This window comes from Desulforamulus hydrothermalis Lam5 = DSM 18033 (assembly GCF_000315365.1).
Classification (GTDB): domain Bacteria; phylum Bacillota; class Desulfotomaculia; order Desulfotomaculales; family Desulfotomaculaceae; genus Desulfotomaculum; species Desulfotomaculum hydrothermale.
On the sequence record NZ_CAOS01000004.1, the window covers coordinates 80,424 to 100,455 of the forward strand.

The following is a 20,032-nucleotide window of genomic DNA, read 5'->3' on the forward strand; positions in this document are numbered from 1 at the left end:
AGTTGAAGGTATTGCTGTCATTTGTCGGGGAACAGGATCCCTATTCGGATAAGACAAGTGAAGAAGGTTCAATTGTTACTCTTTGCCGGCATCTCAAACCGGAAACAGTATACCTTTTTCCAACTGCAGCAGGATTTAACGTGAGAAGTGAAACCCAGTCCAGGGCGGTAGACACAGAAAATTGGATTAAAAGTGAGGTCAGCAACCAGATTAATGTATTTATAAGACCGTTACCATTTTCTGACCCTACTGATTATGCTGTTATTTTACCTTTAACCAGGAGAACAATAGAAGGGATTTTGCAAGAGACCAAACAAGTGGAATGTGAATTTCATATAAACTGTTCATCAGGAACACCTCAACTTAAAAGTACCTGGTTGATTCTGGCCAATGCCGGCATGTTAACAAATTGCCACTTATGGCAGGTGGCCAATCCACTGTATAATCAAGATAAGCGGATTAACCGTTTGGAAGTAACTTTTTTGGAAGAAGAAAACCTATTGGCTCGTATCAAACAATATGCCAGAGAGTTTTTGTTTCAAGGGATAGCACAGGAATGTGAAAGGCTTAAGGATATCACTTTATACTCTTACCGTAAAGAAAAGGCACAATTGCTGGCAAAAATATTCAAAGCATATCAAAGCTGGGATTTAATCCGCTATAATGATGCTTACCAACGACTTAATAGCGTATATGTCGAGTCCTGTAAGGCCAGGGATTTATCAGAACTGGTTAATGTTTTAGAACCTCAGGTGAAAGTACTGGCAGAACTAAAACAAAACCATGAGAGGGAAAATCAGTATAACCTGGTTGACCTGTATATGAATGCAAGACGTCGCTTGGTCAGGTCGGATTATACCGATGCTCTTTCCAGATTTTGGAGAATATATGAAGGTGTATTGTTCTACTATTTTAGAAAACATTATCAAATTGAACCAAAGGATTTGCAAAACAGTCAAAATCAGAACTGCGTGCAAGCTATTTGGCAATCAAAATATTTTATTCAAGGCATAAAACAAATATCAATTGCTAATTCTGTTAAAATTCTCAAAGAAGTATTACAGGATAAAACTTTTAACAAATTAAATAAGCAAACTATTATGGTCAAACGGGGACAAACGTTCCAGTCTTTGGGAATCTTTGAGCTGTTAGAAGAACTTCGCGGTAAAAGAAATGAATCAATTGTTGCTCATGGAATGAAACCGATCACTGAGGATGACGCTATAAACTGTATTACGGCTGCTGAAGCCATAATAAAAGGTTTTATTCCTGAAGCCAGTCAACTAATTACAAACTACCCCCTTGATCTTCTGCAAGTGTTAAAAGTAATTGAAGTTCTGGACAAAGCTTTTTCTTTATGACTTTAAACATATTTCTGTGAAGGTATGGTAAAAAGAGAATTCATTGCAGGAGATTATAAAGTTACCTCGATACTGGAGAAATTTAATATATCATCTTAAGCATACAAACGCCCGGGATATGGCTTAGTTGCCTGCCCGGGCGTTCTATGTTTGGCTAATCGGTGACAGATAACTTAAAGCGTAACCATGTCGGCAATTAAACAATGGGTATGTTGGGTTAATGCTTTAATATTTTTGCGAAAACGTTCGTAGCGGAAACAACAATATTCCAAAAAGTCGTCGCCGTTATAATGCCTGATTAAGGCCCATACTGTCCAAAGCAAATCCTGAGCTGCCATAAAGCCTTTTATTTTTGCTTCCTCTTCAGGGGTCAGCGGGCGGTTGAAATATTTTTCAATTAAAAAATCTATGGCTTCAGCAGGCAGTTTGGATTCAATGATGTAAGCTGCCACATCCCAGCAAGGGTCGTTCATGCCTGAATACTCCCAGTCAATAAGATATATCCTTCCTCTTTCATCAATAAGAAAGTTTTCAGGTACAGTATCGTTATGACAGGGGGCCAGTATAGTATTTTTAATATTTTGCCGGAAAAAATCAAACAATTGATTTTTCAGACCATGGTAATCAAAGAAAAAATCGCCGCGCTGCTTTTGAATAATTTGTTCATATTTAGCCAGCTCTGTTGGCCAATCGAAACGGTTTGGGAAATGCTTTGGCAAAGAATGAATTTTTTTCATTATATTAGCAACAGAAGATAAATTTTGCGGCAAACAGGGGTTGGCTTGAGCTATGTTCAGGCTGTTATCAATATAAACACTTATTTTAATACCGCTGACTTCATCAAAAAAAATACAATCAGAGTTTACACCAAACTCTGAGGCGATATTATTATTTATCCTTTCAATAGAACGATCAATGATCTGTTCTGTCATACCGCCCGGCTGCCTGATTACATATTCAGTACCCTTAATATTCATTATATAGTTGTAATTGGTAAGCCCGCCGGCAAAACAAGTTTTGTCAAACACAATGCTATCATCGTGAAAAACTTGGCGTAACTTTTCTTGAACTAAATCTTCAATCCTCATACATAACTCCAACTAAATGATTATGAAAGGTATATTGTTTATTTACTATAGCAGAAAAAGTTCACAAGATCAATGATTTGGACGGTGCTGGTTAAAAGTAAGTTTAATCGGTATATATTTGACACAAAACATTCATAATTTGGCATCTAATTACTGAATTTATCAAACCAGATTAAACCATAATTAAATTTTTGTCCGGATTTTTCAATTAAGTCGATTTAGTTCAATAACCGATTTTCACTAGACACAATAATGCTAATCATACATATTCATTATTCAAAAAATTTTCTCCTTCCTGCGCTATTATTAAATTGAAAATAATCAAACAAATTGTCCGACAATTTTGTTTGCAGGCCCAAAAGGTGGGCAACCCGGGAAGAAATTTGAGCAAGGGGAGTTGTATTAATGAAATACCATGGCGAAGAAGCGTTGGGGCTGATTGAAACAAGAGGCATGGTGCCGGCGATTCAAGCGGTTGATGTAATGTGCAAAACCGCGGATGTGGTGCTTGTTTCTTTTGAAAACATGGGTTCCGGGCTTGTCACGGTTATGGTTAAAGGTGATGTTGCTGCGGTGAGGTCGGCGGTAGAACAAGGGGCAGCCGCAGCTGCTGCCATAGGCGAGCTGACGGCGTATAACGTCATGCCGCGTCCCATTAGCCGGGTAGGTAAAATTGTTTCCAGACATGACATTGATGCGGAGTAAGAAATTAAAATTTGGAGGAGCAGCCGCATGAATAAAAATGAAGCTTTGGGATTTATTGAAACCTACAGTTTGGTTTCGGTGCTGGAAGCTGCGGATGCCATGTGCAAGGCGGCGGATGTAGAATTGGTCGGTTATGAAAACGTGGCTTCCGGTTTAATTTCTGTGGTGGTACGTGGTGACGTAGGAGCAGTCAAAACGGCGGTGGAGGCCGGCGTTAAGGCTGCTGAAAAGGTGGGCAAGGTCTACAGCTCCAACGTTATTGCCCGGCCGCATCAGGATGTAGAAAAGATTGTTGCCAGATACGTGATTGATTGGTAATAAGCCAGGTATGGGAGAGCGGAAAGGAGGGGAGAAGGATGCATCGAATTGACAACGACTTGCTTTCCGTCCAAGAGGCTCGCATTCTTGTAGAAAACGCTCGGGAAGCACAGAAGGTGCTGGCCGCCTTTCCCCAGGAGAGGTTGGATAAAATTGTCCGGCGTATGGCTGAAGAGGTATTAAAATACGCCAAGGAACTGGCTGTCATGTCCTGTGAAGAAACGGGTTTTGGCAGATGGCAAGACAAGTTTGTTAAAAATGTCTTTGTCAGTGATTTTCTCTACAAGAAAATCAGGGATATGAAAGTGGTTGGCATTATCGGCGAAGATAAAGTCAATCAAACCATGGATATCGGGGTGCCCGTCGGTGTAATTGTTGCTTTGCCGCCGTCAACCAATCCTGTGTCCACTACCATATACAAAACATTAATTGCTGTTAAATCCGGCAATGCCATTATTTTTTCACCGCATCCAAAGGCGAAAAGAACCATTGGCAAGGTGCTTGATATATTAATTCGGGCAGCGGAAGACAGCGGCCTGCCCAGCGGCGCTGTTGGCTATTTGCGGACACTGGCCCATGACGGAACCGTGGCTTTAATGAACCACCCGGACACCTCGCTTATTTTAATTACCGGGGTGCCCAAGCTGGTTCAGGCAGCCTATAAATCCGGCAAACCAACCATTTATGGTGGGCCGGGTAACGGTCCGGCCTTTATTGAGCGTTCCGCTGATATAAAAAAGGCGGTAGCGGATATTATTGCCAGCAGAACCTTTGATTACGGAGTTGTTTCGGCTTCCGAACAATCCATCGTGGCCGAAGAATGTATAGCCGATGAAGTAAGGCGGGAGCTGAAGCGAAACGGAGCTTACTTCATGTCCGCCCTGGAATCGGAAAGGCTCAGCAAATACTTTTACCGCCGTGACGGCAGCTTAAATCCCGAAATTGTCGGCAGGCCGGCCTATGAACTGGCACAGCGCATCGGCATTACCGTGCCGGAGGATACCACCGTATTAATATCAGAACAAAAATATGTGTCTCCCACTAACCCTTATTCCCGGGAAAAACTTTGTCCGGTGCTGGCCTTTTACGTAGAAAAAGACTGGCGCAATGCCTGTGAGAAATGTATAGAGTTGCTTATTAATGAGGGCTTGGGTCATACGCTGATTATTCATTCGCAAAACGAGCAAGTGATACGGGAATTTGCCCTTAAAAAGCCGGTCTCGAGGGTGCTGGTAAATACCCCTGCCACGCTGGGCGGCATAGGAGCAACTACCAATTTGTTTCCGGCCTTAACCCTGGGCACGGGGGCTGCGGGCGGCGGGTATACTTCTGACAACATTTCCCCCATGAACCTGGTTAATATCCGGAAAGTCGGCTATGGTGTACGGCAGTTGGCGGATGTAACTAACGTTGGCTGGGTTGGGGAAGTTTTAAATAACGGCAACCATAGCCCTGCCGGCGAAAGCGCGCATGATTTAAAAGAGTTGCTTGAAGAGTTAGTTAAGCGTCTTAGGCAGTGCGGGAACAATTGAGGTGACGACAGAATGAAACGTTTTACCATTATGCCCAAGATTTATTTTAATGAAGGATCCATGCAATTTCTCAAAGAAATCAAAGGGTCCTTTGCCTTTATTGTATCTGACGCAATTATGGAGAAGTTGGGGTATCTGCAAAAAGCCATAGATTACCTGGCTGAAGCAGGTTTAAAGACAGCGGTTTTTACCGATGTACGACCCGACCCGGATGTCAAAGTAATTGCGGCAGGCATGCAGAAGTACCTGGCTGCCCAGGCGGATGTTGTGGTTGCGCTGGGCGGCGGTTCTGTCATTGACGCGGCCAAAGGTATTTTATATTCCCTGTGGCAGTTTAAAAAAGCCGCCGGCGAGGAATTTAAAAAGCCCCTGTTTATTGCTATACCCTCCACCAGTGGCACCGGTTCTGAAGTGACCAACTTTTCGGTGATAACTGCTGACGGGCAAAAAGTAGTCATTGTGGACGAGTGGATGGCGCCGGACATCGCCATACTTGATTCTACCTGCATCCAGCATGTTCCCCAGCCGGTGGTGGCAGATACCGGTATGGATGCGCTGGTGCATGCTATTGAAGCATACGTTTCCACAGAGGCCACTCCTTGTACAGATGCCCTGGCAGAAAAGGCAGTTCAGTTAATTTTTGAAAATCTTAAAACATTGTATAACGATACGGGCAATGTAACTGCCCGGGAACGCATGCAAAATGCCTCGTGTATAGCCGGCATGGCCTTTACCAACGCAGGCTTGGGCATCAACCACAGCCTGGCGCACGCCCTGGGAGGAACTTTTCATATACCTCACGGACGGGCCAATGCTCTCTTGCTAAGTGCGGTGATCGAGTATAATGCTGATTTGAACAATCCCGACAGCCGGCACGTGGCCGAAAGATACGCCAGGTTAGCGAACGTAATAAACCTGCCTGCCCGTACATACCGGGAAGGGGTCGTGAACTTCCTGCAGGCCGTTAAAGACTTGAAGAAGTCACTGGGAATACCGGACGGCATAAGCCAATTAGGTATCGACAAAAACAAATTTGAGGATCAATTAGCCAATATGGCTCTAATTGCTCTCAATGACCGGTGTACCGCAACTAATCCCAAACAACCTTCTCAAGAAGACTTAAGGAAAATTCTATGTAAATCATTTTAAATGTTGCTAAATAAACAAAAAGGAGGACGGACGGTTGGATATTAAAGAATTCGCAAGTAAATTTGCGGATGCCACAAAACACCTATCCCCCGAAGAAACAGCCGCCATTATGAAGCTGTTTCAGGGAATTACCAAAGAACTATCCGCAAACAGTCCGGCAGCTAAGCAAACCGCCAAATCACCGGCGTTCGAAGGTGAAATCACAGGACTGACACCGCGCCTGGAACGATTGCGCGCGAATTACTTAAAGGCTAAGCCCAGTGTCAGCATCCATCGTGCCATTGCCTTTACCCAGGTAACCAAAGAAAACGAAGGACTGCCCAAAATTTTGTTGCGGGCCAAGTGTTTCAGAAGGGCTTGCGAAACAGCGCCCCTGCTGATTCAAAAGGACGAGCTGATTGTGGGGCACCCCTGCGGCAAACCGCGGGCCGGGGCAGTATCGCCGGATATTGCCTGGAGATGGATTCGTGATGAATTGGACACCATGTCCACCAGACCGCAGGACCCATATGAAATTAGCGAAGAGGACAAGCGTATACTGCGGGAAGAGATTTTCCCCTATTGGGAAGGCAAAAGTGTTGATGAGGTTTGCCAGAAACAATATGAGGAAGCCGGTCTGTGGTCTTTTTCTGGCGAAGCCTTCGTCAGCGATCTTTCTTATCACCAGATAAACGGCGGCGGCGATACCTGCCCGGGCTATGACGTAATCCTGGTTAAAAAGGGTATCAATGGTATTAAAAGGGAAGCCATGGAAAAGCTCAGTCAATTATCCATGGAAAACCCGGAAGATATCGACAAGATTTACTTTTATAAAGCAGCCATTGAAACTTGTGAAGGCGTCTTAGCCTATGCTAAGCGGCTTTCTGATTATGCCAGAGAACTGGCGGACAAAGAGCCTGACGCCACCCGCCAAGCCGAGTTGTATAAAATTGCCGATATCTTAACCAACGTACCGGCTAATCCGCCCCGCACCTTCCACGAGGCATTGCAATCTGTCTGGACTTTGCAATCGTTGTTTGTGGTGGAAGAAAACCAAACCGGTATCTCACTTGGCCGTTTAGACCAGTACATTTATCCCATGTTCAAAGCTGACCTGGAAGCCGGTCGCCTGAATAAACTGGAAGCCTTTGAATTGTTGAGCTGCTTCTTTATCAAATGTTCTGAAATTATGTGGCTGAACAGTGCTGCCGGTGCCAAGTATTTTGCCGGCTACCAGCCCTTTGTCAACTGCACGGTTGGCGGGCAAAAAAGAACCGGCGGCGATGCCACCAATGAGCTGACTTACCTGATTATGGATGCCATCCGCTTAACCAAGGTATATCAGCCCTCCCTGGCTTGCCGGATTCACAACAAATCACCGCAGAAGTATCTCAAGAAAATTGTTGATGTCATTAAAGCAGGGCTTGGTTTCCCGGCCTGCCACTTTGATGACACCCACATTAAAATGATGCTGGCCAAAGGCTTCTCCATTGAGGATGCCAGGGACTACTGCTTAATGGGTTGCGTTGAGCCGCAGAAATCAGGCCGGATTTATCAATGGACATCCACCGGTTACACCCAGTGGCCCATCGCCATCGAATTTGTTTTCACCCGCGGCGTCATGAGATGGTGCGGCAAAAAGGAAGGTCTTGATACCGGCGACCTGGACAACTTTAAGACCTATGAAGAATTTGACGCAGCCTGCAAAAAGCAAATTGAACACATTATTCGCTTATCTGCCATCGGCACGGTAATCAGCCAACGGGTGCACAGAGACCTTGCTCCCAAACCGCTGATGTCTATTCTGGTTGAAGGTTGCATGGAAAAAGGTAAAGATGTAACCAGCGGCGGTGCCCTGGTTAACTACGGCCCTGGCATTGTCTTCTCCGGTTTGGGAACTTATGCCGATTCCATGGCCGCAGTTAAAAAGCTGGTATTTGATGACAAGAAATATACCCTGAAACAAATTCGGGATGCCCTGGACGCAAACTTTGAAGGCTACGAAGCCGTTCGCACAGATTGTTTAAATGCGCCCAAATATGGTAATGATGATGACTATGCAGACTTCATTGCCGCCGATATTATTAACTGGACCGAGCGGGTTCTTAACACTTACAAAATGCTGTATTCCCGCTTCTCCTTAGGCACCTTGTCCATTTCCAACAACACACCCTTTGGCGAACTTACCGGTGCCACACCTAACGGGCGGCTTGCCTGGAGCCCCCTGTCAGACGGCATCAGTCCCACCCAGGGTGCGGATAAATATGGCCCCACAGCCATTATTAAATCGGTCAGCAAGCTGAGCAACGAGTCCATGAACATTGGCATGGTGCACAACTTCAAGCTCTTGCGGGGTATTTTGGAAACGCCGGAAGGAGAAAACGGACTGATTACCCTGCTGCGCACTGCATCTATTCTTGGCAACGGCCAAATGCAATTCAGTTATGTTGACAATGAAATCTTGAAAAAAGCCCAGGCCGAGCCGGATAAGTACCGCGACTTAATTATCCGGGTAGCCGGTTACAGCGCTTACTTCGTTGAACTGTGCAAGGAAGTTCAGGATGAAATTATCAGCAGAACGGTTTTGGATAAGTTTTAATTAGCTGTCTATCTGCGGAATATCTGAAGAAACTGACTTCTTCAGGTATTCCGCCCAATAAGGAGGGAGAGAAGTCCACATGTCGGCAAATCAAACAGCAATTGCGATGAAGGAAAAACTAAATGCCCAATTTGCCAGAAAAGGTATCTTTACCGGTCTCTTTAGCGGATGCACCTGGGGCATGAACAATGTGCTGCTGGGGCTTGCCCTGGGCCTCGTTCCGGCTCTGGGGGATGAATACGCCGTATATGCCATTCCGTTAGCCGCCGCTTGCATGAACGACTCTTTGGCAGGACTCTGGCTGCTTCTCTACAACGGAGGGGCGGGGCGCTTCCAGGAAATTATTCGCAGTCTTAAAACTTTTCCCGGTCTTATGGTTTGTGTAGCTGCTTTATTGGGCGGTCCGGTGGCAAACAGCGGCTATCTGTTGGGAATTTCCATGGCCGGTGCAGCCTATGCGTTAACCATTACTGCCTTATATCCCATTGTGGGTGCGATTCTCTCCCGGATTTTTCTTAAACAACAAATTGTTCCCCGTGTTTGGGTAGGTATGCTGCTTTCGGTTGTGGGCGCCATTGTTATATCTTATGTACCGCCGGAAGGCGGCAACAGCGAAAACTTCTACCTGGGCATTCTCTTTGCTTCTTTAGCTGCCCTGGGTTGGGGTTCTGAAGCAGTTTTGGCTGTATACGGCATGTCCATGATTGACCCCAAAATTGCCATTAACATTCGTGAGTTAACTTCCGGTCTGGTTCTGGCACTCTTTGTTCTACCCATCGTGGGCGGCTGGACGGTAATTTCCAAAGTCATAACTGTGCCTTCAGCCTTCGGAGCCTTCGCCATTGCCGCATTGGCAGCCGGGGTGTCTTACCTGGCGTGGTATAAGGCTAATACTACCATCGGGGTGGCCAAAGGTATGGCACTGAACGGCACTTACGTCATGTGGGGTGTGATTTTCTCGGTGCTCTTCTTAGACCAGCCCCTGACACAAAACCTGGCCATTGGCAGCGGCCTGGTGCTGGTTGGCGCTACCCTGGTGGCTATTAACCCGAAAGAATTCTTTACTAAATAAGGGGGGCAAAGTTATGGCCGGCATATTACCACTGCGCTTTAGAATATTGCATCACCTGTCAACCGTAGACAAAGCAAGTGTCGATGAGGTTATGAAGGCACTGGAGCCCGAATACGGTACGGAGAAACAATTTAAAAAAGAAGTTTTTCTTGATCACCTCTTAGATATGAAAGCTAACTTTATTATTGATGACAACGAAGCAGTCATTAACGACAAAGGCGAATTGGTAATTTATTACTCCATTAATGAAGAAGGCAGGACGCTTCTTAAAAAATATCTGCCCAAATGGTGGCAGAAGCATTAATTAATAATCGGTAGCAATTATAAGGGACGGGGACAAGATGAATACAGAAACAATAAGCATCTTAGAAAGAAAAGCGAGAATTTTCAATGTCCAGAAATATTCCATTTACGATGGACCCGGCGTAAGAACGCTAATATTTTTTAAAGGTTGTCCTTTGCGCTGCAAGTGGTGTTCTAACCCGGAGGGACTGGAAAGAAAATTCCAGGTAATGTTCAAAGAAGACTTATGCATTAATTGTGGCAGTTGTATTCCTGTTTGTCCCCTCCAAATTCATTACTTTACGGAAGACGGCAAGCAAGTAAAGCATCAGGTAAACAGGAGCGTTAACTGTGCAGGCTGCCGCAAATGCGAGAGTGTTTGCCCGAGACAGGCCTTGTCCATTGCCGGTTCAGATAAAACCGTCAGTGAAGTTCTGGCGATTATTCAACAAGACGCTCTCTTTTACCTGAGTTCGGGGGGCGGAGTCACGCTGGGGGGAGGCGAGGTAACAGCCCAGCCGGAATTTGCCGCCAACTTACTGACAGAATGCAAACGCCTGGGAATCCACACAGCCATCGAGACCTCCGGTTACGCTAAGCTGGCCTCACTGCTTAAGGTGGCTGAGTTTACTGATTTAATTCTGTTTGACCTTAAGCATATTGACCCGGAACGGCATTTTGAACTTACCGGCGTGCATAATGAACGAATTTTAGACAACCTGGCGGAATTAATCAGCCGGGGCTTTACGGTAAAGGTCAGGATGCCCATATTGAAGGGGCTGAACGACAGTGCAGAGACCATTCACAGAACCATGAATTTTTTACAGACCTTTAAATTTAACAAAAATTTTCTGGGTGTTGACCTGTTGCCTTATCATAAGCTAGGTATCAATAAATACAAACAACTGGGTCTGACATATCCCCTTACCGAAGATGTTAGCATCAGCAATGAAGAAATGCAGCAGATTGTAGAAATTATTAAAGGTTACGGCTTGCCGGTTGATGTTATCGGGCACTAGATAACCGGCTGATTAAGTAATTTGCAAGCAAAGCCAATAAGCAGCGGGTGGTGAGGTATGGTGAGCAAGGCGGACGATTTTGAGAAAAAACGAATCATACAGGAATATGTACCGGGCAAACAGGTTACCCTGGCTCACATTATTGCCTCGCCCGTACAGGATATTTATGAACGTCTGGGCATTGAAGAAAAAGGCGCCATTGGCATTGCCACCCTGACGCCCTGTGAAACAGCGATTATAGCGGCAGATATAGCAACCAAAACGTCGGAAGTAGAGATTGGTTTTTTAGATCGGTTTACCGGATCTCTGGTCATCTCAGGCGATGTCGCCAGTGTTGAGGAAGCTATGCAGGCCATCAATGAAACCTTGGAAAAATTGCTGGGCTTTACGCCTGCCAAGATTACACGAACATGAAAAAGAGAATTATGATTGTCGGTCCCACTCAATCGGGTAAGTCCACACTGGCTAATTTTTTAAATGATACTGACAGACCGCTTAAAAAAACACAGGATGTTATTTACGGGAAGTATACCATTGACACGCCGGGTTCCTATATTGAAACACCTTATATGTACAGGTATCTGATTGCTACGGCGCAAGGCGCTTCCTGTATACTTTTGCTGGTTGATCAAACAAAGCCTTTTGCAGCATACCCGCCGGCTTTTGCCAAAACCTTTACTTGTCCGGTTATCGGCGTAGTTACCCGGGTCGACCTGGCAGGGCAAAATGCCCGCCTGTGTATGCAGCAGTTGCAAAGAATAGGGGTAAAAGAACCTTTCTTCCGGGTTTCTGTAAAAGATGCCGCCAGCCTGCGGGCCTTAAAGGAATACTTGCTGGGAAAATACGAATCATAACTAAGGTTCTTAACATAACAGAACGACAAAGCAGCTTGATGAGTACACAAACGGCGCAGAAGTTAATTAAAAGGAATTATAGAAAGTTGGGCGAGGCATGAAATTTATTACCGAAATGGAATTGCGCGAGCTATACAAAAGAGAGCCCTTTACCACCTTTGCCTTGGAGCCAAACACCAGGATTACTCCGGGCGCCCGCCAGTTTCTGGTGGACAAGCGGGTTACCCTGGTACAAGCTCAGCAGAAGCAGACTGCTGCCAAGAAGAACAAGGCCGGCCGGGAGAAGCCGGTTACGGGCAGTACTAATTGGTGTACTGAAAAGCTGCGCAGAAAAATGGACTATGTTGAGTCTTTACTGCTTCTGGTGGGATTAGAAATTTGGCGCGCCGGTGATGCCGGCTTAGCCGAAGAAGTTATGGCCCTGCTGAAATATTTCCGTAGTGTGCGCAACGCGGAAAAAGAACAAAAAGCGCCTGACACTGTTCAGTTTTGGGGATGGACTGAAGACGAAATTAAAAAACGGGCCGATGATATGGAAAAACATGTTGATATTAATGAGTCGCATTACCGCTTGGCCAACGGCAAAGAGATTATTTTGTTAAACCATGTACGGGCTGCCCTGCGCGAGGTGGAACCGGCCCTTTTGGAAGTCTACTGGGACGATGACAAGCAAATTTGTGTACGGCAAGACCTGATTGATAAGGTTAATTTAATCATCAACATTCTCTGCATGATCATGTGGAAACGCCTGGGAGGGAATCATGGAAAAGACTAATGGGGCCTTTCAATACTGTGATCAACTGGTGCGCGAATTTGAAAAAGTTGTTAAAAAACCGATACTAAGCAAGTCCTCTGTATATTACACCGGCGTTGACCTGGGAACAGCCTATATTGTGCTGGCAGTTCTTGATGAGAATTACCAGCCGGTGGCCGGGGCCTACCGTTATGCCAGTGTTGTGCGGGACGGCATGGTGGTGGACTATATCGGGGCGGTCCGGATAGTCAAAGAATTAAAGCAAGAATTGGAACAGAAACTGGGTACAGAATTAATTTATGCCGCGGCGGCGCTGCCCCCGGGAACCTTTTCCCTTGACTCAGGCACGATCAAACATGTGGTGCAGGGGGCCGGTTTTGAAATTACCAACCTGCTGGATGAACCAACGGCAGCCAATGCCGTACTGAAGATAAAAGACGGCGCCATTGTTGATATTGGCGGCGGCACCACCGGGATTGCCATTGTTAAAGAAGGCAAAGTGGTTTATGTGGCGGATGAGGCTACCGGCGGCACCCATTTTTCGCTGGTGATTGCCGGTGCCTATAAGATGAGCTTTGAAGAAGCGGAACAATATAAGCGGGATTTTAAAAACCACAGGGAGCTGCTTCCGGTTTTAAGCCCGGTTATTGAAAAAGTTTCCTCCATTATCAGCCGCCATGTCAACGAATACCGGGTAAAAGAAATTTATCTGGTGGGGGGAACCTGCTGCCTGTCCGGTATTGAAGATATTATTGCCAAGCAGACCAAACTGCCAACTTATAAACCGCAAAACCCCATGTTTGTAACGCCTTTGGGCATCGCCCTTAACTGCACCCAGGAAATTCTTTAGACGGGAGCGTTTGCCACATGGAGTACCGCATAATTAAGTCCCCTTCCAAAGGGGCGCTGGATATTATCCTGCGGCGGAAGAGCTCAGCTTTAGAGATAAATGTTGAAAACTGTGATGCTGTAGGTTTGGTGCAAGGGCGTTTGATTGATATGGTTTGTGCGGCAGATATTGCCGAAAAAGCAGCCGGAGTGGTTGTGGCCGACATCAGGGGACAGTGCCCGCAGCATTTGATTATGATTGCCGTCTTCGGCGATACGGCAGCGGTGGAAACAGCCATACAGGAAATAAAATACAAGTTAAATGATGAAAAGGTGAAGCCTTATGCTCGCAGCCAAAGTAATTGACAATATCTGGTCAACCAGAAAAGCCGAGTCGCTCAGGGGGTTAAAATTTATGCTGGTGGAAGTCCTGGGCGGTATTGATGCCGGGCGCCTGGTCATTGCTGCCGACACCATCGGAGCCGGCATCGGTGAGCGAGTGCTTGTTTGCACCGGCAGTTCCGCCCGTAAAATGCTGGAGCGGGACGATGTGCCCATTGATGCGGTAATTGTCGGTATTATTGACGAAGATTGCATATTTTAACAAGTCCGGAGGTGGGATAACTTGGATCTGGTGCAACAAATTAAAGAAGCAGGGGTCATTGGGGCCGGTGGCGCCGGCTTTCCTACGCACGCAAAATTTACCGCCAAAGCAGAATATATCCTGCTGAACGGCGCAGAATGCGAACCCCTGTTAAGAGTAGACCAGCAGCTCATGGAGCGGTTTCCTGATGAAATAATTAACGGCTTGGCTGCCGCCGGCCGCTATATTGAGGCCCGTAAGGCGGTAATTGGCATAAAAGGCAAACATAAAGAAGTAATTGCCCTTCTGCGGGCAAGAATTGATGCCCTGGGACTTGCCGGTTATATGGAAGTGATGGAACTGCGGGATATGTATCCGGCCGGTGATGAACAAGTACTGGTGTATGAACTGACCAAAAGGGTCGTTCCGGAAACATCCATTCCGCTCAAGGTGGGCTGTGTAGTAATCAATGCGGAAACCGCCTTAAATATCTACAAGGCTATGGCCGGGCAACCGGTTACCGAAACCTATCTGACCATTGCCGGGGATATTCCTCGCCGCATGACAGTAAAAGTGCCGGTGGGCATGGCTATCCGCGACGTTCTTCAGCAATGCGGCATAACCAATCCGGATGATTACGCCGTGATAGACGGCGGGCCCATGATGGGATCAGTGCTCAGCGGCCTGGATGGGTTTGTCAGTAAAAAAAGTAAGGGCTATATTTTGCTGAAAAAAGATCATTTCTTAATTCGCAAAAAATCAGTCAGTGTTGAGCGGGCCAGAGTTATCAGTAAAACTGCCTGTGAGCAGTGCCGCATGTGTACCGATTTATGCCCCCGGTACCTGCTGGGGCACAACATGCAGCCTCACAAAATCATGCGGGCCTTAAGCTATCAGCTGGCTGATGTGAAAGAGCAGCAAATTGCGCAACTATGTTGTGAATGTAACCTTTGCGAATTGTTCTCCTGTCCGGCTAATCTGCACCCTAGGTCTGTGAACAAATTTTATAAGCAAAAGCTGGCCGAGCAGGGTCTCAGGTATCAGCCGGTTACCATAGAATACAAGCCCCGGGCGGCCAGAGATTACCGCCTGCTGCCCAGCAAAAGATTGGTAGCCAAAATCGGCTTAACCGCCTTTGATAAACCGGCTCCTATGACTGCGGTGGATTGGCGGCCCGAATACATTAGTATCGGTCTCAGGCAGCACATCGGGGCCCCGGCGATACCTGTGGTGGCAGTTGGCGATCAGGTGCAAGCCGGTCAGTTAATTGGCAAGATTCCGGATAACAGTCTCGGGGCGGCGGTGCACGCCAGCCTTAACGGAACCGTTACCGAGATTACGGACAACTCTATTGTGATAAAGGTGGGTTAGTATGAATAACGCAATAGGTATGATTGAGCTAACCAGTATAGCCAGGGGAATTTATGCCGCTGACCTGATGCTAAAAACGGCTTATGTCGAAGTAGTCAGTGCAACGCCTGTCTGTCCTGGAAAATATATTGCCATTGTCCATGGCGATGTGGCAGCTGTGGAAAGCTCTGTCAGTGTAGGTGTGGAAGCAGCGGGAGAATATCTGGTAGACAGCTTTATCCTCCCCAATGTCCACCCCGGCGTTTTCCCTGCTATTACAGCCACTACCATGCCGGAGGGCACCGGTGCCCTGGGAATTATGGAGTCCTTCTCCCTGGCCACCATGATTATTGCGGCCGATGCAGCGCTGAAAGCGGCCGATATCCAGGCCTTGGAACTGCGTTTGGGCAGCGGCATCGGCGGCAAATCTTATTTTACCTTTACCGGTGACGTTGCTGCCGTGGAAGCGGGTATTGAAGCCGGTACCGCTATTGCCCTTGAAAAAGGTTTGTTGGTGGATACCGAGGTAATAGCTTCGCCATCCGACAGATTATGGCCAACCTTGTACTAAGGTACCATGAAATGATTTAATGAGCTGATTTTGCGAAAGGGGGTGGAACTTTGAAAAAACTTGTGTGTGCAGATGAAGTAAAGGCCGTCGCAGAAAAAGGACTAAAGGTTTTCTGTGTAGAGCCCAATACCATCATCACACCGGCAGCCAGGGATCTTGCCAAAGAGCTGGGCGTGGAGTTTACCACAGCTGCGCCGGCAGGAAATCACACCTGTCAGACAAGCGTCCCGCAGCCGAAAGATGACCAACCCACAACAATTGACAGAGAATTGATTTATCACATTGTCAAAGCAGTGTTAGCTAACAGCCATCTGGCCGGAGTCCCCGGGCCGTCTTCCGGACCGCCTTTTATTACAGATGGTGACCCGCAAAGCGGATTTAAAATTGTGCGCGGCAGGACAGTTAAATACGAGCCCTTTGACACCGGTGATCCCAGCACAAACGTAGCTTATCGTGAAGTGATCAGTAAAGAAGATGCCAAAATGAGCGCGGGCTTTTTAACCATTGAGAAGTCCAGGTTTGAGTGGGAGCTGTGCTATGAAGAAATAGACATTGTTCTTGAGGGATGTCTGACTCTCACCATTAACGGTGAAACCTTTGAGGCATGCCAGGGAGATGTTATCTTCATTCCAAAAGGATCCAAGGTGACCTGGAGCACTACTGGGTATGTCAAACTTTTCTATGTAACCTACCCGGCAAACTGGCCTGAGCTGATGGCACAGCAATAGGGGGGTAAAGCATGCAGGCCCTTGGTTTAATTGAGACACGAGGACTCCTGCCGGCTATTGAATGTGCTGATGCGATGTTAAAGACGGCGCAAGTTGAACTTGTGGGGAGAACTTTTGTGGGGGGCGGTCTTGTAACAATCATCGTGACCGGTGACGTGGGGGCTGTCAAGGCTGCTGTAGAAGCAGGGAGTGCGGCGGTGGAAAAAATCGATCACACATCCCTGATTGCTCAACATGTTATACCCAGACCTCATCCGGATATCGAAGGCATGGTGTATGATAACCCCTTGCCAACGCAGCATCTGGCTATAGCATCAACAGAACAGGTTGCGGCCGGTACAGAAGGTACGACATCTGGGTCAGTCATGCTCAAGAATTTGCACAAAGAAGGACTTGATGCTTTGGTTGAGGAGTTCGGCCTGGCAGAGAGCATTAACGCCTTAAAATTGCTCTCTGTAGCTAAACTACGCAAGCTGGCCAGAGAGTATAAAGAACTGGGCATCTCAGGCAGGGCCATCTCCAAAGCAAACAAAGACTTGCTTATTAAAAAGCTGGCGGAATATTACCGTCAGAGTAATAAGTAATCTTTGCCCAAGGCCATATGTGTAAGTGGAATGCCTGTATCATCAGGTAATTGACGGTAGGAAGAGGGAGAGTAAATTGGAAACCTTTGATTATGATCTGCAATCTGTGCAAGAGGCCAGAAATCTTGCCCGCCAAGCCAAACTGGCACAAACTCAGCTGGCAAAATTTAATAGTGAGCAAATAGATAAAATTATTCAAAATATGGTTCGAGTGGCAGAAGAAAATGCGGTAGCTCTGGCACAAATGGCAGTGGAAGAAACCGGTTTTGGCAAAGTGGAAGATAAAACCATGAAAAACAAGTTGGCTTCCACAGAATTGTATAAGTTTATTAAGCCTATGCAAACCGTAGGTGTTATCAAAGACGATCAAGTTAACAAAGTTGTGGAAATTGCCGAGCCGGTGGGATTACTGCTGGGTATCGTTCCTTCCACCAACCCGACATCCACTACCATTTATAAATCCATTATTGCCATTAAAGCCCGTAACGGTATTGTCTTCTCGCCCCACCCCTCGGCTTTAAAATGCACGCTGCAAGCAGCCAAACTGATGCACGATGCAGCCGTAGCTGCCGGCGCTCCGGCCAACATCATCGGTTGTGTTTCAAAACCCACCATGAATGCAACCAATGAGTTGATGAAATGCAATGAAGTAGACATGATTATTGCTACGGGCGGCACAGCCATGGTTAAGGCGGCTTACAGTGCCGGCAAACCGGCTCTGGGGGTAGGACCGGGTAACGTTCCGGCGTATATTGAAAGAACTGCCAATATTGCCAAAGCAGTGAAAAACATTTTAACCAGTAAAACCTTTGACAACGGCACCATTTGTGCTTCTGAGCAGGCCGTCATTGTTGAAGAATGCATTCGTGATCAAGTTGTGGAAGAATTTAAGCGTCAGGGCGCTTACTTCATGACCCCTGAGGAAACAGAAAAAGTTGCGCAAAAATTGTTTGTGCGCGGCCATGCCATGAATGCTAAGCTGGTGGGACGGTCTGCCGATGTGGTGGCAGCCAGCGCCGGCATTACCATTCCGCCGGGAACCAAGGTATTAATCGGTGAGCAAAAGGGTGTTGGCGAAGGCTATCCCCTGTCCTACGAAAAGCTGACCACCGTGCTGGCCTTTTATACCGTAAAAGATTGGCAGGAAGCCTGCGAGGTGTGTATTAAGCTGTTAAATAACGGCGGTGTGGGACACAGCCTGGCCATTCATACTGAAAACCCGGAAATGGCTATGAAATTTGCTGAAAAACCTGTATTCCGCATTCTTGTCAACACTCCTTCTACCCATGGCGGGGTAGGTATCAGTACGGCCCTTGCACCTGCCTTTACACTGGGTTGCGGCACCTGGGGCGGCAGTGCCACCTCGGATAATGTGACCCCCATGCACTTAATTAATATTAAGCGTGTTGCTTATGGTATTAAAGAATGCGCCGAAAGCACCGCTGCCGCTTGTTCAGATTGTGAGACCCGCCCTGGCAGCCCCAGTGCCATCAGCGAAGATCAGATCATGAGCCTGGTGGATGAAGTTCTCACACTGCTGAAGAAACGAGGTGGCTACTAAAAAATGGGTAAGTATGACGCTTTAGCAGAACTCCTGCTAGAAGTGCTCAAAGAAGGGGGGTATTTCAAAAAGGACGACAACTCCATACCTGTGGGAATATCTAACCGTCATATTCATCTTTCCCAGGCAGATTTGGAAACCCTGTTTGGTGCAGGATACCAATTGACAAAAATCAAAGACCTGTCTCAACCCGGGCAGTATGCCTGCAAAGAAACCCTCACCATCTGCGGGCCTAAGGGCGCCATAGAAAATGTGCGTGTGCTGGGTCCGGTGAGAAAAGAAACCCAGGTGGAGATATTGAGGTCAGATTGCTTTAAGCTTGGTATTATTGCGCCGGTACGCATGTCCGGCGATCTGCAGGGTACTCCGGGAGTTACTGTTATTGGTCCCAAGGGAAGCGTCATTCTGCCGCAAGGTGTAATTGTTGCGCAAAGGCATATCCACATGACCCTGGAAGATGCCAAACGCTTAGGCGTAACTGACGGAGAGCAGGTAACCATTCAAGTAGGTGGCTCCCGCGGCGGCACTTTCTCAAACGTTGTCATTCGAGCCAACAACGAATCAGCCCTTGAATTTCACGTTGATACGGAAGAAGCAAATGCCATGCTTCTTGAACCTAACTCTAAAATAACTATATTAAAATAATAAATTAGGAGGAAACAATAATGAGCAGATCTGAAGCATTAGGATTAATTGAAACCAGAGGTTTGGTAGGTGCCATTGAAGCAGCCGATGCCATGGTAAAAGCAGCTAACGTTCATCTGATTGGTTATGAAAAAGTTGGCGGCGCTCTGGTAACTGTTATGGTTAGAGGAGATGTAGGCGCTGTCAAAGCAGCTACCGATGCCGGTGCTGCTGCTGCCCAGCGGGTTGGCGAGCTGATTTCGGTGCACGTTATTCCCCGCCCGCACTCTGATGTAGAAATGATTCTCCCCTCCAGAAAAGAAGCATAATTAATTTGCAACGCAGGGGCTGCCTCAAGTTCAAGAGGCAGCCCTGTATTATGCCGGCAATGTCCGTCTATTTACATTTAAAAAAGGTTATTGTATGATAAATATAAATTAGCATTTTTACGACATTTTTTGCACCACAATGCAATAATAAAAGGAAATTTG

General features: G+C 46.8%; 23 protein-coding genes. 22 read left to right on the plus strand and 1 reads right to left on the minus strand.

From position 1 onward, the window contains the following. Positions 1–2: 2 nt before the first annotated feature. A complete protein-coding gene (locus DESHY_RS04345) occupies positions 3–1,361 on the plus strand; it encodes a hypothetical protein (RefSeq protein ID WP_008410716.1) in 1,359 nt (452 codons plus the stop codon). Between the two features lie 173 nt (positions 1,362–1,534). Here DESHY_RS04345 and DESHY_RS04350 read toward each other — a convergent pair whose 3' ends face one another. Continuing rightward, entirely contained in the window at positions 1,535–2,449 is a 915-nt protein-coding gene (locus tag DESHY_RS04350; RefSeq protein WP_008410718.1) for a choline kinase family protein, read from the minus strand. Positions 2,450–2,854: 405 nt separating this feature from the next. Between DESHY_RS04350 and DESHY_RS04355 the strand changes: the two genes are divergently transcribed. The 21 genes from DESHY_RS04355 (at position 2,855) to eutM (ending at position 19,870) form a co-directional block, all read left to right on the plus strand. Then, positions 2,855–3,154 carry a BMC domain-containing protein gene (locus DESHY_RS04355; RefSeq protein ID WP_008410720.1) on the plus strand — a complete coding sequence of 100 codons (300 nt, stop codon included), beginning with the start codon at positions 2,855–2,857 and terminating at the stop codon, positions 3,152–3,154. A 27-nt stretch (positions 3,155–3,181) separates the two neighbouring features. Next, positions 3,182–3,472, plus strand: coding sequence for a BMC domain-containing protein (locus DESHY_RS04360; protein ID WP_008410721.1), 291 nt, complete (start codon positions 3,182–3,184; stop codon positions 3,470–3,472). A gap of 38 nt (positions 3,473–3,510) precedes the next feature. Further along, positions 3,511–5,004: an acetaldehyde dehydrogenase (acetylating) gene (locus tag DESHY_RS04365; protein WP_008410722.1), complete on the plus strand. Its 1,494-nt coding sequence runs from the start codon at positions 3,511–3,513 to the stop codon at positions 5,002–5,004. A 12-nt stretch (positions 5,005–5,016) separates the two neighbouring features. Then, on the plus strand, positions 5,017–6,153 hold the full coding sequence (locus DESHY_RS04370) for a 1-propanol dehydrogenase PduQ (protein ID WP_008410724.1): 1,137 nt from the start codon (positions 5,017–5,019) through the stop codon (positions 6,151–6,153). A 34-nt stretch (positions 6,154–6,187) separates the two neighbouring features. After that, entirely contained in the window at positions 6,188–8,731 is a 2,544-nt protein-coding gene (gene cutC / locus DESHY_RS04375; protein ID WP_008410725.1) for a choline trimethylamine-lyase, read from the plus strand. Between the two features lie 79 nt (positions 8,732–8,810). Next, entirely contained in the window at positions 8,811–9,803 is a 993-nt protein-coding gene (locus tag DESHY_RS04380) for a DMT family transporter (protein ID WP_008410726.1), read from the plus strand. A 13-nt stretch (positions 9,804–9,816) separates the two neighbouring features. Next, the gene (locus DESHY_RS04385; RefSeq protein ID WP_008410727.1) at positions 9,817–10,107 is read left to right on the plus strand and encodes a hypothetical protein; all 291 of its coding nucleotides are present in this window, start codon (positions 9,817–9,819) and stop codon (positions 10,105–10,107) included. Positions 10,108–10,144: 37 nt separating this feature from the next. Further along, positions 10,145–11,104 carry a choline TMA-lyase-activating enzyme gene (gene cutD / locus DESHY_RS04390; protein WP_008410728.1) on the plus strand — a complete coding sequence of 320 codons (960 nt, stop codon included), beginning with the start codon at positions 10,145–10,147 and terminating at the stop codon, positions 11,102–11,104. A gap of 57 nt (positions 11,105–11,161) precedes the next feature. Then, on the plus strand, positions 11,162–11,518 hold the full coding sequence (gene eutS, locus DESHY_RS04395) for an ethanolamine utilization microcompartment protein EutS (RefSeq protein WP_008410729.1): 357 nt from the start codon (positions 11,162–11,164) through the stop codon (positions 11,516–11,518). Then, the gene (locus DESHY_RS04400; protein ID WP_008410730.1) at positions 11,515–11,958 is read left to right on the plus strand and encodes a EutP/PduV family microcompartment system protein; all 444 of its coding nucleotides are present in this window, start codon (positions 11,515–11,517) and stop codon (positions 11,956–11,958) included. Before eutS ends, DESHY_RS04400 begins: the two co-directional genes overlap by 4 nt. 97 nt (positions 11,959–12,055) lie before the next feature. Beyond that, positions 12,056–12,733: a hypothetical protein gene (locus tag DESHY_RS04405; RefSeq protein WP_008410732.1), complete on the plus strand. Its 678-nt coding sequence runs from the start codon at positions 12,056–12,058 to the stop codon at positions 12,731–12,733. Further along, positions 12,720–13,562, plus strand: a complete 843-nt coding sequence (gene eutJ, locus DESHY_RS04410; protein WP_008410734.1) for an ethanolamine utilization protein EutJ — start codon at positions 12,720–12,722, stop codon at positions 13,560–13,562. Before DESHY_RS04405 ends, eutJ begins: the two co-directional genes overlap by 14 nt. A 17-nt stretch (positions 13,563–13,579) precedes the next feature. After that, positions 13,580–13,906: a BMC domain-containing protein gene (locus DESHY_RS04415; RefSeq protein ID WP_008410736.1), complete on the plus strand. Its 327-nt coding sequence runs from the start codon at positions 13,580–13,582 to the stop codon at positions 13,904–13,906. Beyond that, positions 13,884–14,144 carry a EutN/CcmL family microcompartment protein gene (locus tag DESHY_RS04420; RefSeq protein ID WP_008410740.1) on the plus strand — a complete coding sequence of 87 codons (261 nt, stop codon included), beginning with the start codon at positions 13,884–13,886 and terminating at the stop codon, positions 14,142–14,144. The genes DESHY_RS04415 and DESHY_RS04420 overlap by 23 nt, the downstream gene beginning before the upstream one ends. 21 nt (positions 14,145–14,165) lie before the next feature. Then, positions 14,166–15,494, plus strand: a complete 1,329-nt coding sequence (locus DESHY_RS04425) for a 4Fe-4S dicluster domain-containing protein (RefSeq protein WP_008410742.1) — start codon at positions 14,166–14,168, stop codon at positions 15,492–15,494. A gap of 1 nt (position 15,495) precedes the next feature. After that, positions 15,496–16,044, plus strand: coding sequence for a BMC domain-containing protein (locus DESHY_RS04430; RefSeq protein ID WP_008410744.1), 549 nt, complete (start codon positions 15,496–15,498; stop codon positions 16,042–16,044). Between the two features lie 50 nt (positions 16,045–16,094). Then, a complete protein-coding gene (locus tag DESHY_RS04435) occupies positions 16,095–16,772 on the plus strand; it encodes a cupin domain-containing protein (RefSeq protein ID WP_008410745.1) in 678 nt (225 codons plus the stop codon). An 11-nt stretch (positions 16,773–16,783) separates the two neighbouring features. Next, positions 16,784–17,356 carry a BMC domain-containing protein gene (locus DESHY_RS04440; protein ID WP_008410746.1) on the plus strand — a complete coding sequence of 191 codons (573 nt, stop codon included), beginning with the start codon at positions 16,784–16,786 and terminating at the stop codon, positions 17,354–17,356. A 76-nt stretch (positions 17,357–17,432) separates the two neighbouring features. Further along, the gene (locus DESHY_RS04445; RefSeq protein WP_008410747.1) at positions 17,433–18,917 is read left to right on the plus strand and encodes an acetaldehyde dehydrogenase (acetylating); all 1,485 of its coding nucleotides are present in this window, start codon (positions 17,433–17,435) and stop codon (positions 18,915–18,917) included. Between the two features lie 3 nt (positions 18,918–18,920). After that, complete coding sequence (locus DESHY_RS04450) at positions 18,921–19,562, plus strand: phosphate propanoyltransferase (RefSeq protein ID WP_008410748.1); 642 nt, start codon at positions 18,921–18,923, stop codon at positions 19,560–19,562. A 20-nt stretch (positions 19,563–19,582) separates the two neighbouring features. Further along, complete coding sequence (eutM, locus tag DESHY_RS04455) at positions 19,583–19,870, plus strand: ethanolamine utilization microcompartment protein EutM (protein WP_008410749.1); 288 nt, start codon at positions 19,583–19,585, stop codon at positions 19,868–19,870. Positions 19,871–20,032 lie beyond the last annotated feature (162 nt).